The 14,260-nt window shown below is 68.6% G+C and carries 14 protein-coding genes; 7 read left to right on the forward strand and 7 right to left on the reverse strand.

Annotation, left to right across the window (positions count from 1 at the left end; all coding sequences use genetic code 11):
* The first annotated feature begins 2 nt into the window (after positions 1-2).
* Positions 3-1,133, forward strand: a complete 1,131-nt coding sequence (locus tag ACNFIA_RS02790; RefSeq protein ID WP_416782785.1) for an acyl-CoA dehydrogenase family protein — start codon at positions 3-5, stop codon at positions 1,131-1,133.
* A 570-nt stretch (positions 1,134-1,703) separates the two neighbouring features.
* Here the strand turns inward: ACNFIA_RS02790 and ACNFIA_RS02795 are convergent.
* On the reverse strand, positions 1,704-2,489 hold the full coding sequence (locus tag ACNFIA_RS02795; protein ID WP_416782786.1) for an IclR family transcriptional regulator: 786 nt from the start codon (positions 2,487-2,489) through the stop codon (positions 1,704-1,706).
* A 211-nt stretch (positions 2,490-2,700) separates the two neighbouring features.
* Here ACNFIA_RS02795 and ACNFIA_RS02800 point away from each other — a divergent pair, with 211 nt between their 5' ends.
* The 4 genes from ACNFIA_RS02800 (at position 2,701) to ACNFIA_RS02815 (ending at position 8,810) form a co-directional block, all read left to right on the forward strand.
* Positions 2,701-4,332, forward strand: a complete 1,632-nt coding sequence (locus tag ACNFIA_RS02800; RefSeq protein WP_416782787.1) for an AMP-binding protein — start codon at positions 2,701-2,703, stop codon at positions 4,330-4,332.
* A gap of 47 nt (positions 4,333-4,379) precedes the next feature.
* Entirely contained in the window at positions 4,380-5,903 is a 1,524-nt protein-coding gene (locus ACNFIA_RS02805) for a 3-hydroxyacyl-CoA dehydrogenase (RefSeq protein ID WP_416782788.1), read from the forward strand.
* Between the two features lie 154 nt (positions 5,904-6,057).
* Positions 6,058-7,401 (forward strand): DUF1254 domain-containing protein, encoded by a 1,344-nt coding sequence (locus tag ACNFIA_RS02810; protein WP_416782789.1) that lies wholly within the window; start codon positions 6,058-6,060, stop codon positions 7,399-7,401.
* 5 nt (positions 7,402-7,406) lie between these two features.
* Entirely contained in the window at positions 7,407-8,810 is a 1,404-nt protein-coding gene (locus ACNFIA_RS02815; RefSeq protein WP_416782790.1) for a DUF1254 domain-containing protein, read from the forward strand.
* Positions 8,811-9,026: 216 nt separating this feature from the next.
* Here ACNFIA_RS02815 and ACNFIA_RS02820 read toward each other — a convergent pair whose 3' ends face one another.
* The gene (locus ACNFIA_RS02820; RefSeq protein ID WP_416782791.1) at positions 9,027-10,118 is read right to left on the reverse strand and encodes an aminopeptidase; all 1,092 of its coding nucleotides are present in this window, start codon (positions 10,116-10,118) and stop codon (positions 9,027-9,029) included.
* Between the two features lie 65 nt (positions 10,119-10,183).
* On the opposite strand from ACNFIA_RS02820, the gene ACNFIA_RS02825 reads away from it, so the two are divergent.
* Together ACNFIA_RS02825 and ACNFIA_RS02830 are read left to right on the forward strand one after the other, a co-directional pair.
* Entirely contained in the window at positions 10,184-10,600 is a 417-nt protein-coding gene (locus ACNFIA_RS02825; protein WP_259758346.1) for a hypothetical protein, read from the forward strand.
* A gap of 43 nt (positions 10,601-10,643) precedes the next feature.
* Positions 10,644-11,084, forward strand: a complete 441-nt coding sequence (locus tag ACNFIA_RS02830) for a hypothetical protein (protein WP_416782792.1) — start codon at positions 10,644-10,646, stop codon at positions 11,082-11,084.
* A 506-nt stretch (positions 11,085-11,590) separates the two neighbouring features.
* On the opposite strand, the gene ACNFIA_RS02835 is transcribed toward ACNFIA_RS02830, so the two are convergent.
* The 5 genes from ACNFIA_RS02835 to ACNFIA_RS02855 all read right to left on the reverse strand — a co-directional run bounded on the left by ACNFIA_RS02835 (position 11,591) and on the right by ACNFIA_RS02855 (position 14,154).
* The gene (locus tag ACNFIA_RS02835; RefSeq protein ID WP_416783011.1) at positions 11,591-11,827 is read right to left on the reverse strand and encodes a DUF1161 domain-containing protein; all 237 of its coding nucleotides are present in this window, start codon (positions 11,825-11,827) and stop codon (positions 11,591-11,593) included.
* A 90-nt stretch (positions 11,828-11,917) separates the two neighbouring features.
* Positions 11,918-12,340, reverse strand: coding sequence for an OsmC family protein (locus tag ACNFIA_RS02840; protein ID WP_416782793.1), 423 nt, complete (start codon positions 12,338-12,340; stop codon positions 11,918-11,920).
* A 232-nt stretch (positions 12,341-12,572) separates the two neighbouring features.
* A complete protein-coding gene (locus tag ACNFIA_RS02845) occupies positions 12,573-12,794 on the reverse strand; it encodes a DUF1161 domain-containing protein (protein WP_259758341.1) in 222 nt (73 codons plus the stop codon).
* 147 nt (positions 12,795-12,941) lie between these two features.
* Positions 12,942-13,157, reverse strand: a complete 216-nt coding sequence (locus tag ACNFIA_RS02850; protein WP_017518905.1) for a dodecin — start codon at positions 13,155-13,157, stop codon at positions 12,942-12,944.
* 94 nt (positions 13,158-13,251) lie between these two features.
* Positions 13,252-14,154, reverse strand: coding sequence for a LysR family transcriptional regulator (locus tag ACNFIA_RS02855; RefSeq protein WP_416782794.1), 903 nt, complete (start codon positions 14,152-14,154; stop codon positions 13,252-13,254).
* Between the last annotated feature and the right edge of the window lie 106 nt (positions 14,155-14,260).

Raw genomic sequence — 14,260 nt, forward strand, 5'->3', positions numbered from 1 at the left:
CCATGGACTTCAAACTGAGCGAAGAGCAGCAGATGCTGCAGGACACCGCGGCCCGCCTGGTCCGTGACGCATACCCGTTCGACAAGCGCGAGGCCTTCAGCCGTTCCGAGCTGGGCTATAGCGCCGAATTCTGGGGCCAGCTGGGCGAGCTGGGACTGACCTCGGTGTCGCTGCCGGAAAGCCACGGCGGCTTTGGCGGCGGCGTGGAAAGCATGCTGGTGCTCACCGAACTGGGCCGTGGCCTGTGCCTGGAGCCCTACCTGCAGTCGGTGGTGCACGGCGGCGGGCTGATCGCCCAGCTGGGCAGCGACGCGCAGAAGGACCACTGGCTGCCACGCATCGCCAGCGGCGAAGCGCAGCTCGCGGTGGCGCTGGAAGAACCGCAGAGCCACTACCAGCTGCATGACGTGCAGACCCGCGCGGAGCAGGCTGGCGACGGCTGGAAGCTCAGCGGGCGCAAGGCGGTGGTGATCGGCGGGCAGAGCGCCACGGCGATCCTGGTGTCGGCGCGGGTATCGGGCAATGCGCGGGACGAGGCGGGTATCGGGCTGTTCCTCATCGACCCGCAACAGGCCGGCGTGAGCCGCCGCGATTACCCGACGGTGGACGGCCAGCGCGCCTGCGAGCTGTTCCTCGACGGCGCGCTCGGCGAGGCCATCGGCACGCCCGGCGAAGCGCTGCCGGCGCTGCGTTATCAGCAGGGCAGGGCAATTGCCGCGCAATGCGCCGAAGCCCTGGGCAGCCTGCAGGAAGCCTGCGCGCTGACCCTGGACTACCTGAAGACGCGCAAGCAGTTCGGCATGCCGATCGGCAAGTTCCAGGTGCTGCAACACCGCATGGTGGACATGCGCAGCGAGCTGGAACAGGCCACCAGCATGGCGATCCTCGCCGCCTGCGTCGCAGACCAGCCCGACAGCGCCGAGCGCACCCGCACCCTCGCCGCCGCCAAGTTCATCGTCACCCGCGCGGCACGCTACGTGGCCGAGCAGGCGATCCAGCTGCACGGCGGCATCGGCATGACCTGGGAATATGTGCTGGCGCATCACGCCAAGCGCCTGGTGATGCTCAGCCACCAGTTGGGGGACGACGATCATCACCTGAAGGTGTATGCGGGGTTGATGGACGTGGCCTGAGGCGCTTGCCGGACCTCGTAGGAGCGAGCTTGCTCGCGAACGGGGATTCGCCGCTGGCTCCGGTGCTGGGCGGTTCGCGAGCAAGCTCGCTCCTACAGGAAAAGCGTGCCCGGCGATCCGGTTCGGGCTCTGGCTCCTATTTCCAGAGAAACATCCGCGCACTCCAGACTGCCCCGTTCAGGAGGCCTCGTTGAAGCGGAGTTTCAGGGGTTGAGCGACATGGATGTCGCGAGAGCTGCGATGGGCCAGGGATGGCCCTTCGCAGCGGGCCCCTGAAACTTCGATTCAACGAGGGAATTTTTCGCCTAAGCGAAAAACCGGATGTCCGGGGCAAGTCCTTTGCCCACTTTGGGTCGTTTGCCAAAGTGGGTCGCCCGAGGGGGGCGAAAAAAAATCTATCAGCGCACGCCGAAGCGACGCGGGAAACAAGGCGTGAGGCAGACACATCGCGGACGAAGTCCGCTCCTACGCGGGCGCATGAGGCAGGCGTTCACATAGGACACCGAGTCAGCCGCGATGGATTTCGCGGAGAAGCTCCGCTCCTACGAAAGCGGTTCTCCCTGCCAGGGCTCAGGCCCCAAGACTCTCGATATCCCGCGCGAGGATTTCCAGCTCATGGGCCAGCGAGCCGCGCAGCGTCTCCTCGCTGAGCTGGAACGACGGCGCGCCGCAGGTCAGCGCCATCAGCCCGCCGTCGGCCAGGCGCAACGGCACACCGGCGGCGCGCACGTTGCGGTCCCAGTCGCCGAGGGACAGGCAGAAGCCGTGCTGGCGGTATTCCTCGAAGGAAGCCTCCAGCGAGGCCCGCATGGCCGACCAGTCGCCGTCGTGGCGTTCTTCCAGCGCGGACAGCAGGTGCTCGCGCTCCTGCTCCGGCGTCGCCGCCAGGTAGGCGCGGCCAGCCGCAGTGGTGGCCAGCGGCAGGCGCACGCCGGCGTCCATGCGCAGGGAGGTCGCCTCCGGCGGACGGCAGTTTTCCACGTAGATCATCGACAGCCAGTCGCGGCAGGTCAGCCCCACCGTGGTGTTGGTGCGACGGGCGAAGGCGTCCATGTACGGCTTGGCCAGCTGGCGTACGCGCAGGTTGGACACGTAGGCGTAGCCCAGCGCCAGCACGCCGGAATCCAGCTGGTACTTCTCGTGCTGCTGCGAGTAGCAGAGGTAGCCGAGCTGGGTCAGGGTGTAGGTCATGCGCGACACCGTCGCCTTGGGCAGGCCGGTGATCCGCGAGATTTCCTGGTTGCCGAGCACCACCGAGCCATGGGTGAAGGCGCGCAGCACATCCAGGCCGCGGGCCAGGGCCTCTACGTACTTGCGGTCCTTGGGGTTGCTGCTGTCTTCGACGTCGTCGCTCATGGGGCCTCGGCGGGGGATCGTTGGGGCGGCGCCACGCGCGGCGCGGGCGAACGATAGCAGATAGCCCCCTCGCCACACAGCGGTCCGCGTGTGCTCGTTGCACCGGGCTAGCCTATCGCATACCATCGATTTCGACACACTGTTTCGCTGTGCAGAACAACAATTCGAAGCCAGGGCCGATCCCGGCTCGGAAAAAGCAACGGAGAAGTCGATGTCCGCTCAACCGTCCGGCCACGTGGCCCGCGAGATCGCCCGTCACGGTTACCAGAACCTCCACGACCTGCTGCGCGATGCCTGTCGCGAATCCCCCGAGCGCCTGGCGTTCTCCTGTGGCGACAGCCACCTCAGCTTCGCCGAGCTGGAGCGGCAGGCCGACGCCTTCGCCCGCTACCTGCGCCACCACGCCGGCCTGCAACCCGGCGACCGCCTGGCGCTGATGCTGCCCAACTCGCTGCAGTACCCCATCGCCACTTTCGGCGCGCTGAAGGCCGGGCTGGTGCTGGTGAACACCAACCCGCAGTACACCGCCAGCGAGCTGCGCCACCAGCTGGCCGACTCCGGCGCCAGCGCCGTGCTGCTGCTCGACCGCCTGCTGCCGCTGTTGCGCAGCGTGCAGGCGCAAACCGACGTTCGCCAGCTGCTGCTGACCTCGATCGACGACATCGAACGGCCCCGGTTCGACAGCGATGAAGCCGATTGCACGCGCTTCCAGCAGGCCCTGCGCCTGGGCGCCGAGGCGCCGCCGGTGGACACCGAACCGGGCCTGGATCGCCTCGCGCTGCTGCAGTACACCGGCGGCACCACGGGTGTCTCCAAGGGCGCGATGCTCAGCCACCGCAGCCTGGTCGCCAACGTCATCCAGACCCTGGAACTGTTCCTGCGCCCCGGCCTGCTGGAACCGGCCACCGACGTGCGCATCGCGCCGCTGCCGCTGTACCACATCATGGCGTTCGCCACGAACCTGCTGTCCTCGGTCGGCATGGGCCTGCACACGGTATTCATCCGCGACGGCCGCAACCTCGACGAGATCATCGGGGCCATGCGCCGCTATCCCTTCACCCTGATGAGCGGGATCAACACCCTCTTCGTCGGGCTGATGAACCACCCGGACTTCCCCGGCATCGACTTCAGTCACCTGAAGTGGGTGACCTCCGGCGGCGCGCCGCTGAACCGTGAGGTTGGCCGGCGCTGGGAAGCCCTGACCGGCGCACCGGTGCGTGAAGGGTTCGGCCTCACCGAGGCCTCGCCGGTGGTCTCCACCGGCACCCTGCATAGCCCCTACCGCGAGGGCTATGTCGGCCAGGCGCTGGTGGACACCGAGCTGCGCACCGTGGACGAGGCGGGCAACGACACCGGCCCCGACCAGCCCGGCGAGCTGTGGCTGCGCGGCCCTCAGGTGATGCAGGGCTACTGGCAGCGCCCGGAGGAGAGTGCCCAGGTACTGACCGTCGATGGCTGGCTGAAGACCGGCGACATCGCCGAGCTGGACGCCGACGGCATGCTGAAGATCGTCGACCGCAAGAAGGACATGATCCTGGTCTCGGGTTTCAACGTGTTCCCCAACGAAGTGGAAGACGCCGTGATGCGCCACCCCGGCGTGCGCGAGTGCGTGGCCATCGGCGTGCCGGACGAGCGCAAGGGCGAGTCGGTGAAGCTCTTCGTCAGCCTCAAGGACGAGACGCTGGCGCCGGCGCAGATCATCGCCCACTGCCGCGAGCACCTCACCGGCTACAAGGTGCCGAGCGTCGTCGAGGTGCTCGACGAGTTGCCCAAGACCAGCGTCGGCAAGCTCCTGCGCCGACAGCTGCGCGACCTGGAACTGGCCAAAAGGTCCACCGCGTGAGCACACCGTCTATGGTTGATGCAGGTGTGCACGATGAGACCCGCAGCATGACCGAGTCCTTCCAGCGTATCGGCGTGATCGGCGCCGGGGCCATGGGCCGCGGCATCGCCCAGCTGTTCGCCGGCGCCGGCCTGCCGGTGCGCCTGTACGACAGCAACCCGCAGATCGTGGAGCAGGCCCTGGCCTTCAACCGCGATCTGCTGGAGCGCGCGGTGGCCAAGGGCAAGCTCGGCCCCGACGCGCTCGGCGCGACGATGCAGCGGCTACTGCCGACCCACAGCCTCGACGAGCTGGCTGACTGCGACCTGCTGATCGAAGCCATCGTCGAGGACCTGGGCGCCAAGCAGGCACTGCTCGCCGAGCTGGAGAAGCGCGTGGCGCCCGACGCCGTGCTGGCGAGCAATACCTCGTCGCTGTCAGTCACCCGCATCGCCGCGCGCTGCCAGCGCCCGCAGCGGGTCGCCGGCTTCCACTTCTTCAACCCGGTGACGCTGATGCGCATCGTCGAGGTGGTGCGCGGCCAGCGCACCAGCGAGGCGGTGGTGCAGCGCCTGAGCCGCCTGGCGGAGCAGGCCGGACACTTCCCCGCGGTGTCGCCGGACAGCCCCGGCTTCATCGTCAACCACGCCGGCCGCGCCTTCAGCACCGAAGCGCTGCGCATCCTCGGCGAAGGCATCGCCAGCCCGGCGCAGATCGACCGCATCCTGCGCGACGGCGTGGGCTTTCGCATGGGGCCCTTCGAGCTGCTCGACCTCACCGGCCTGGATATCTCCCACGCGGTGATGGAGTCGCTCTACCAGCAGTTCTACCAGGACCCGCGCTACACCCCCTCGCCGCTGGCTGCCCAGCGCCTCGCCGGCGGCCTGCTGGGGCGCAAGAGTGGCGAAGGGTTCTACCGCTACCGCGACGGCCAGCCGGTGCGTGAGCCCGAGGAACAGCACGAGGCGGTGCTGCTCAATCGGCCCTACTGGCTCGACAGCCAGGACCCGGAGCTGCGCCACCGCGTCGCGTCGATCCTCACCCTCGGCGGCGTGGTGCTGGAGACCAGCGAAGCGCCGTCCTCCCGCGCCATCTGCCTGGTCACGCCGCTGGGCACGGATGCCAGCACGCGCATCGATGCCCTCGGCCTGCCGCCCGAACGCAGCCTGGCGCTGGAAACCTTCACCGAACTGGACCGGCGCCGCGTGCTCATGCGCCAGCCGGCGCTCGACCCGCAGCTGGAGACGCAGGCGCGCCAGGCGCTGGGCAGTGACGGCGTGCCGGTGGAAGTGATCAACGACTCGCCCGGTTTCATCAGCCAGCGGGTGGTCGCCGGCATCGTCAACCTGGGCTGCGAAATCGCCCAGCGCGGCATCGCCACGCCGGTGACGCTGGACCGCGCGGTGCAACTGGCGCTGGGCTACCCCTTCGGCCCGCTGGCGTTCGGCGAGCACTACGGCGCGGCGCGCATCCTCACCATCCTCCAGGGCCTGCAGGCGTGCTACGGCGAAGCGCGCTACCGGCCCAGCCCCTGGCTGCGGCGCCGCGTGCAGCTGGACCTGCCGCTGCACAGCCCCGACCGCGCGGAGTGACGCGCCGGCGATGATCGTTTTCTGTCCGCTGGCGCTAACCGCCCCTTCCCTGTCGTGACGCACTCTGCCCGGACGTCCGCTGCCGGCGGTCGCGTGACCGTCTGCGCGACGGCGCCAGCGGTGACCTTCCAACAAGAACAATGAGGAATCCGTCATGCGCCACTGGCTGCCCGCACTCGCGCTGATCCCCCTGCTCGCCGGCCACGCCTGGGCCGCCGCGCCCACGCCCCAGCAAGCGCGCGACCTGGCCGAACAGGCCTACCTGTTCACCTACGCCACCGCCGAACACGGCAAGACCCTGCAAGCCATCGCCGCCAAGATGCCGGCCAACGTCCTGCTCAACCGCACCACGCTGCTCGGTCCGGACGATCGCACGGTGGTCTCGCCCAACAACGACACGCTCTATTCCTACGCACTGCTCGACCTGCGCGACGGCCCCATGCTGCTCGACGTGCCGGCCGTGCCGCAGCGCTACTACAGCTTCCAGCTGATCGACATGCGCACCGACAACCTGGACTACATCGGCACCCGCGCCACCGGCCGCGCCGCCGGCAGCTTCCTGATCGCCGGCCCCGACTGGGACGGCAAGCAGCCTGACGGCTTCAGCGGCAAGGTGATCCGTTCGCCCAGCCGCGTGCTGTTCCTGCTCGGCCGCACCGCGGTCAACGGCCAGGCCGACGTGGCCGCCGCCAAGGCGGTGATGGACGGCTACACGCTGCGCAGCACCAAGCCCGAGGCCAAGCCGCACAAGCTCGACGTGCCGCCCTACCAGCCGACCAAGCAGGGCCCGGCGCTGAACGCCTTCAGCGACTTCAACGCGCTGGCCGGCTGGCATGCCTGGAACCCGCAGGAGCAGGAGCGCTTGGCGCAGTTCGCGCAGATCGGCGTCGGCACCGGCAAACCGTTCGATGCCTCGGCGCTGCCGGCCGACATTGCCAAGGCCGTCGCCCAGGGCGCCGAAGACGGCCGCCAGAAGGTGCTCGCCGCCACCGAGACCTTCTCCAAGCCCAGCAACGGCTGGCAGCAATTCCCCGCCAACGTCGGCCACTACGGCAATGACGACCTGACCCGTTCGGCCGTGGCCTGGAAGTACCTCTACGCCAACGATGCCGCCGAAGCGATGTACCCGGTGACCCAGGTCGACGCCAGCAACCAGCGCCTGGATGGCAACCGCAGCTACCGCCTGCACTTCGCCCCCGGCCAGCTGCCGCCGGTGGACGCCTTCTGGTCGGTCACCCTGTATGACGGCAAGACGCAACTGTTCTCCGCCAACCCGCTCAATCGCTACACCGTCAGCAGCGAGAGCGGCCTGAAGCAGGATGCCGACGGCGGCGTCACCCTGACCATCCAGAACGCCCAGCCGACGGGCACCGACAACTGGCTGCCGGCGCCGCAGGGCCCGTTCAACCTGATCCTGCGCATGTACCTGCCGCAGGAGAAGGCGCTCAAGGGCGACTACCAGCCGCCGGCCGTGCAGCCCCTGGCGAGCAAGGAGTGATGGCGATGAACCCGCTCCTGACCCGCCGGCGCTTCCTCGGCGCCAGCACCGCCGTGGGCATCGCCAGTTGCTGCCCGGCGTGGCTGCTGGCTGCCAGCGCCGAGCTGGAAACCGATCCCGCCGTGTTCCAGGACATCGTCCGCCAGGCATGGATCTATGCCTACCCGATGCTCATGCACTACCAGACGATGCACAAACAAGCGCTGAATCCGGCGTCGCCGGAGTACGTCGGCGGCTTCGGCGTCTTCCGTCACTACAGCGAACTCTTCACCCCGAAGAACCGCGACGTGGTGACGCCCAACAACGACACGCCGTACTCCTGGGCCTGGCTCGACCTGCGCGCCGAGCCCTGGGTGCTGAGCGTTCCGGCGGTGGGCGAAGACCGCTACTACGTGCACCAGTTGGTCGACCAGTACACCTTCAACTTCGCCTACGTGGGCGTGCTCTCCACCGGCCGCGAGGCCGGCGACTACCTGATCGCCGGGCCCGACTGGAAGGGCGAGGCGCCGGCCGGCATCCGCCAGGTGCTGCGCAGCGAGACGCAGATCGCCATGATCCTGGGCCGCACCGGCCTGCGCGATGCCCATGACCTGCCCGCCGTGCGCCAGTTGCAGGCGCAATACCAGCTGCGCCCGCTGCACGCCTTCACCCGCACCCCGGCGCCGGCCGCCGCGCCAGCGGTGAACTGGCTGCCCTGGGAGCTGCCGCGCGACCTCGGCCCTGGCTTCATCCCGCACCTGAACCAGATCCTCGCCTTTTGCCCGGTGGACCCGAGCGAAGTCGAGCTGCGCCAGCGCTTCGCGCGGGTCGGCATCGGCGCGGGGTTGCCGTTCAACCCGGCGAATCTCAGCCCGGCCCAGCGCCAGGCGCTGGCCGCCGGCATCCAGCAAGGCGCGGAGGCGCTCAAGGCCAAGGGCGCCACCCTGCGCTCGTCCGCCGGCCTGTTCGGCACCCGCGCGGCGATGCACAACGACTACCTGAGCCGCGCCGCAGCGGCGGCCAGCGGCATCTACGGCAACAGCGTGGAAGAGGCGATCTACTTCGGCAGCCGCAAGGACAGCGCGCAACAGCCACTGCAAGGCGGCCAGCGCTACCGGTTGCGCTTTGCGCCGGGGCAGCTGCCACCGGCCAGGGAGTTCTGGTCGATCACCCTCTACGACCTGCCCGACCGCCAACTGGTGGACAACCCCATCCAGCGCTACTGCCTGAGCAGCCGCGACGCGCTGGTGCGCGACGCCGACGGCGGTGTGACGCTGTACATCCAGGCCGACTCGCCCGGCCAGGAACACCAGGCGAACTGGCTGCCGTCGACGCAGCAGGGGCCGTTCAACCTCATCCTGCGCATCTACGGGCCGGAACGCCAGGTGGTGGGCGGGGAGTGGCAGATGCCGGGGGTCGAGCGGGTCTGACGGCGTTGCAGGGCAGGGTGGGAGCGCACCAAGTCCAATGGGCGGGCCTGCCCTCACCCTAACCCTCTGCGCGGCACCGGCGTGGCGCTTCGGGAGAACACGGATGGTCCAGGCGCTGGGCGGTTCGCGAGCAAGCTCGCTCCTACAGGATGTTCGCGCTCCTCGTAGGAGCGAGGAGGACACCGGGGCGTTGCTCGAGAACCGGCCGGCTAAGCCTCAGCGGAAGCTGACGACCCCGCCGGCCTTCAGTTTCTCCAGCGCCGCCGTGCGCTCCGACGGCGGCAGCGCTCCGAGCTTTTCCACCCGCGCGTAGAACGCCGGCCAGTTGCCGCCGACCTGGGCGAACAGCGCGGCAAAGGCCGGCACCCACTGGTCATAGAGGCCGAAGGGCAGCAGCTTGGCGTTGTTCAGCGGGCTGTTGACCCAGGCGTCGAAGGGCGCCTTGCCGCCCCACTCCTGGTCGCGCAGCCGCGCATAGTCCCGGCGCAGGCGCTCGAATTCCGCCTGCTTGCCAGCGCGCTTCTGCGCGTCGCTGGCCGGGCTGGCGTAGAGCGTCTGCAGGCGCTCGCGCGTATCGAGCACCAGCTGGGTGAAGCGCTTGCGCTGCTGCGCCAGCAACGGCGACTCATCCGGCAGGTGTCGCGCGGCGCGCCAGCGGCGCCCGCCCTCGGCCTCGACGAAGGAGGCATAGGACTCGTTGAACGCCGTGTCGCCGGGCAGGTAGAACTTCTGGTGCGCCAGCTCGTGGAAGATCGTCTCGGCCAGGCGCTGGTCGCCCCAGCGCAGCATGCTGCTGAGGATCGGGTCGTCGAACCAGCCCAGGGTGGAGTAGGCCTCCACGCCGCCGACGTAGACATCCAGCCCCTGCGCCTTCAGGCGCTTCGCCTCGGCCTGGGCGCCGGCGTCGCCGTAGTAGCCCCGGTAGGCCACGCAGCCGGCGATGGGGAAGCAATGGGTCAGCGGCTGCAGCGACAGCTCCGGCGTGGCGAACACGTTCCACACCACGTTGGGCCGGTGGATGTCGGCGTACAGGCGATAGCTCTGGTTGTCCGGCAGGCCCAGCTCGGCACTGGCGAAGGCGCGCGCCTCCTGCGACAGCTCCAGGCGCTGGCGCAGCCCGGGGTCGCGGGCGGGGTCGGCCACCACGTCGGCCACCGGCTCGCGGGCGGCGAGCAGGCGCACCTGGGCGTTCGCCAGCTGGCTGTAGTAACTCACCGTGGAACAACCGCTCAGCGCCCAGATGGCCAGCCAGGGAACCCAGCGGCACAGGCGGCGGTCGAGTGTCGGGATAAGAAGGCGGAAGGGCATGCGCGGAACATAGCACAGGGCCTGGTCCGCCCGCTGCCGCCCCCTCGACCCAGGAGCCACCCCCGATGCGCGCCCTTCTCATTCCTGCCAGCCTGCTCGCCCTGAGCGGCTGTTCCATGCTGATGCCCCAGCCGGACCCGAACCGCGCCTGGGTCGACCTGAACACCAACAGCCAGAGCGACCTGGCCGCCACGGAAGTGGACAACAAGGAGTGGTCCAGCAGCCGCTACTTCGAGGTCGACCCTGGCTCCCACGAGTTGCGCGTGCGCTTCCAGTTCCAGGTCGAGCCGGTGGATATCGGCCCGGTGGACGAGGCGCTGTGGCGCGATTGCGAGATGACCGTGCAATACAAGGACTTCAGCGCCGGCCAGCGCTACCGCCTGGAGACCGGCAGCATCGGCTTCCGCCCCTGGGCCAAGCTCTACGACGCCCAGGGCGGCGAGATCGCCCGTGGCCGCGAGCGGGGCTGCGCCAGGGCCTGAGCGGGTTATGCTGTGGGATGAGCCCATGCCACGGTAAACCTTCATGCGCGCACCTCACCTGCCCCGTTTCCTGCCGCTGGGCCTGGCCCTGCTCGGCGGCTGCGCCAGCCCGCTGCCCGCCCATGATCCGCAGATGGCCTGGGTCGATCTCTACACCACGCCGGGCAAGACCCTGATGGCCGAGCGCCTGGACGGCCAGTCGGTGAACGATGGGCGCTTCTACCAGGTGACGCCGGGGCGCCATGAGCTGGTGGTGCGCTTCCAGTACGAAGTCTCCAGCGGCGGCGGCATGGGCCAGATGACCGATCCTTCGGAGCTGACCTGCCGGGTCAAGGTGACCTACGACGACTTCACCGCCGGCCAGCGCTACCGCCTGGAACTGCGCCCGCAACTGCGCAGCGCGCTGGCGCTGTTGACGGACGCCAACGGCACGCTGGTGGCGAAGACGGATTTCCAGGGCGCGGTGCGTTGCGGGCCGTTCTGACAGCGCCACAGGCAGCGCTTGCTTCTTGCCCACGAAGACGTCACTCGGAAGCTGACGATGGCTCTACACTCCGGGGCTTTAACGCCAGAGCAAACTCCTCATGAGCGACACATACGCTGCTTACGAACATGCCAATAGGAACAAGGATGAAGTCGAGAGCAGCGACACCTGTGCGTGCTTCTCTTGCTATTCGGCGTTTCCGGCTGTCGAGGTGACCAAGTGGACTGAGCACACTGCCTGGTGTCCCCGCTGCGAGGCCTATGCGACTGTGCTCGGAGACGCTTCAGGGCTGCCGCTGAGGCGGGACTTCCTAGAGGCTGTGCATGATCATTGGATCGGCCCGCAGCACTGGCTGGACGAGCAGGCCGCGCGAACCCAGTCGATTGCCGCCGCCGTATCACTGCAACCCGATATCGAAACGGGCGCTCCCCGGAACAAACGCTCCTGGTGGAAACTCTGGTAGTCAGCCCAATCGGCGATTGGTCGCCCACATTCAGAAGCGGCCGTCAGCTGTCGTTCTTCTGGTAGATGATCCGCCGCTGCCCGTTGTCGCAGGTGCCGACCACCATGTTCGGGTCCTTCACCTCGGATTTGTCCACGATCTCCAGGGTGTAGGAGGTCACCCCGGCGGCCTGGATCTTGGTCTCGATCTCGGCCTTGAGTTCCTCGCAGGGCTTCACCGCCGCCCCGCTCGCGCCGCTGGCCAGCAGCAGCGCCATACCCGTCGCCACGGCCCACTTCATCGTCTTCATCACAGTCCCTCGTCGGCCCTCTCATCGGGGCACCCTATCCTAACGGTGGACCGCCACCGGCGGACAGAGTGCCCTGCGGGCTCATTCGAGCGTGGCGTCGAGAGTGATGCGCGCGGTGAGCAGCTTGGATACCGGGCAGCCAGCCTTGGCCTTGTCGGCGATGGCCTGGAAGGTCTGCGCGTCGGTGCCCGGCACCTTCGCCTTCAATGTCAGGTGCACGGCGGTGATGGCGAAGCCGTCGGTGAGCTTTTCCAGGCTGACCTCGGCCTGGGTATCGATGCGCTCGGCGGTCAGGCCGGCCTCGCCGAGCATCATCGACAGCGCCATGGAGAAGCAGCCCGCATGGGCCGCGCCGATCAGTTCCTCCGGGTTGGTGCCCGGGGCGCCCTCGAAGCGGGTGTTGAAGCCGTAGGGCTGCTCCTTGAGCGCGCCGCTTTCGGTGGAGATCGTGCCCTTGCCGTCCTTCAGGCCGCCCTGCCAGTGGGCCGATGCCGATTTCTTCATGTCGAGTCCTCCGCGTGGGTTGCAGTCAGGACTTTCGAGGGCGGCGCGAGGGCAGGGGTTCCGCTTTTCTGAGGGCTCTTCGCAGGAGCGAGGGGCGCCGTCGTTTTCGCTCGCCAACAGGTTGGCACGGTGCCTGGCAGGTTCGCGGGCAAGCTCGCTCCTACAGCGAAATCCCGCCCATGAAAAAGGCCGGGCCCCTCGCGGAGCCCGGCCTGCCGGGGTTCGCCGGGCATCACTTCGAATAGACGATTTCCTTGCTGCCGCCTTCGCAGGTGCCGACGACTTGCTTGCCGCCCGCGCTGCCCTTGTCGACGACATCCAGGCTGAACGAGGCGACGCCCTTGGCCTTGATCTTCGCCTCGATCTCCGATTTCAGCTCTTCGCACGGCTTGCCGGCGGCAAGGACGTTGCCAGCCAGGGCGAAGACCCCCATAGCGATCAGGAACTTCTTCATCGGTAACGCTCCCTCGTTGTTCACGGAAAATGGCCACAACGGGCCGAAAAACCGGGCTACCCCGGTACGCACGGACACGCGCTCGCCAGCATGGCAGGAGCGCGTGACAAAACGAACGCGACCTACAGGTTCGAGCCGCCGGACGACCTAGCTGTTGGCGATACGGAAGCCGACCTTGATGGTCACCTGGTAGTGCCCCACCGCGCCGTTCTCGATATGCCCGCGGGTGTCCACCACCTCGAACCATTCCAGGAAGTCGATGCTCTTGGCCGCTTCGGCCAGGGCGTTGTTGATCGCATCCTCGATGCTGGTGCGCGAGGAGCCGACCAGCTCGATCTTCTTGTAGGTGTGGTGATTGGACATAGCCGCTCTCCTGGGGTCTGGCGGCGCACAGGCAGAATGCCAGCGCGCTCAATGGACAGTAGTAGAGGGGTGGACCGACGGCAAACGGCCAGGTTCAGACTTTACGCGGGCCTTTCAGCTCGGCCTGCAGCCAGTGCGCCAGGCGCTCGGCGCGCGGGTCGGCGCGGCGCTCGGGCACCCACAGCGTCAGCCGGGCGGGAGTTTCGACGAAGCCCCAGGGCGCGGCAAGGCGGCCGGCGGCGAGGTCGTCGGCCACCAGCTGCTGCGGCGCGATGGCCACGCCCAGGCCGGCCACGGCGGCCTCCAGCAGGTAGTAGAGGTGCTCGAAACCCTGGCCGAGCGTCAGCCGCGCCGGGTCCAGGGCGTGGCGCGCGGCCCACTCGGGCCAGGCCTGCGGCCGCGACACGGTGTGCAGTAGGGGCTCGCCCAGCAGCGCCGACGCCGGTGCCGCGCGCAACTGCTCGAAGCGTGCCGAACGCGGGCTGAGCACGGGGCCGATGCGTTCCACCGCCAGCTCCAGCACGCGCATGTCCGCCGGCCAGGGCGGCGCGGCGAAACACAGGGTTGCGTCGAGGCCGCCACGCCGCGGGTCGAGGTCGCCGTCGCTGGCGGACAGTTGCAGGCGCAGGTCCGGCAGGTCGCGGTTCAGGCGGTCCAGCCGAGGGATGAACCAGCGCGCCAGCAGGCTGCCAGGGCAGCCGAGCACGAACGGTGCATCGCCGCCGGCCTGGCGCCGCAGTTCGGCGCAGACGCCACGCAGGCGCTCGAAGGATTCGCTGGCCACCTCGCTCAGGCGGACGCCGGCATCGGTGAGTTTTACGCCGCGCCCCTCCTTGACGAACAGGGCGACGCCCAACTCCTCTTCCAGCACGCGGATCTGCCGGCTGATCGCTCCGTGGGTGACGCTCAGCTCATCAGCCGCCGCGCTTACACCGCGCAGACGGGCGGCGGCCTCGAAGGCGCGCAGGGCGTTGAGCGGCGGAAGGTCTCGGCTCATGGCGATCAATCCGTGAGTTTTCCTGACAGGTTGCGGCGATCTTATCGCTTTTCTGCGTCGTCCCACAGCCGTATCCTGAACGCCACTTACGTAGGTTCGCGTGGCC

It is taken from the genome of Pseudomonas sp. NY15437, assembly GCF_048068435.1.
Lineage (GTDB): Bacteria > Pseudomonadota > Gammaproteobacteria > Pseudomonadales > Pseudomonadaceae > Pseudomonas > Pseudomonas nitroreducens_B.

Excerpts from the sequence above, each read along its gene's own strand:
- ACNFIA_RS02790 (WP_416782785.1), top strand. The coding sequence starts at position 3 with ATGGACTTCAAACTGAGCGAAGAGCAGCAGATGCTGCAGGACACCGCG.
- ACNFIA_RS02795 (WP_416782786.1), bottom strand. The coding sequence starts at position 2,489 with ATGAGCGACGACGTCGAAGACAGCAGCAACCCCAAGGACCGCAAGTAC.
- ACNFIA_RS02800 (WP_416782787.1), top strand. The coding sequence starts at position 2,701 with ATGTCCGCTCAACCGTCCGGCCACGTGGCCCGCGAGATCGCCCGTCAC.
- ACNFIA_RS02805 (WP_416782788.1), top strand. The coding sequence starts at position 4,380 with ATGACCGAGTCCTTCCAGCGTATCGGCGTGATCGGCGCCGGGGCCATG.
- ACNFIA_RS02810 (WP_416782789.1), top strand. The coding sequence starts at position 6,058 with ATGCGCCACTGGCTGCCCGCACTCGCGCTGATCCCCCTGCTCGCCGGC.
- ACNFIA_RS02815 (WP_416782790.1), top strand. The coding sequence starts at position 7,407 with ATGAACCCGCTCCTGACCCGCCGGCGCTTCCTCGGCGCCAGCACCGCC.
- ACNFIA_RS02820 (WP_416782791.1), bottom strand. The coding sequence starts at position 10,118 with ATGCCCTTCCGCCTTCTTATCCCGACACTCGACCGCCGCCTGTGCCGC.
- ACNFIA_RS02825 (WP_259758346.1), top strand. The coding sequence starts at position 10,184 with ATGCGCGCCCTTCTCATTCCTGCCAGCCTGCTCGCCCTGAGCGGCTGT.
- ACNFIA_RS02830 (WP_416782792.1), top strand. The coding sequence starts at position 10,644 with ATGCGCGCACCTCACCTGCCCCGTTTCCTGCCGCTGGGCCTGGCCCTG.
- ACNFIA_RS02835 (WP_416783011.1), bottom strand. The coding sequence starts at position 11,827 with ATGAAGTGGGCCGTGGCGACGGGTATGGCGCTGCTGCTGGCCAGCGGC.
- ACNFIA_RS02840 (WP_416782793.1), bottom strand. The coding sequence starts at position 12,340 with ATGAAGAAATCGGCATCGGCCCACTGGCAGGGCGGCCTGAAGGACGGC.
- ACNFIA_RS02845 (WP_259758341.1), bottom strand. The coding sequence starts at position 12,794 with ATGAAGAAGTTCCTGATCGCTATGGGGGTCTTCGCCCTGGCTGGCAAC.
- ACNFIA_RS02850 (WP_017518905.1), bottom strand. The coding sequence starts at position 13,157 with ATGTCCAATCACCACACCTACAAGAAGATCGAGCTGGTCGGCTCCTCG.
- ACNFIA_RS02855 (WP_416782794.1), bottom strand. The coding sequence starts at position 14,154 with ATGAGCCGAGACCTTCCGCCGCTCAACGCCCTGCGCGCCTTCGAGGCC.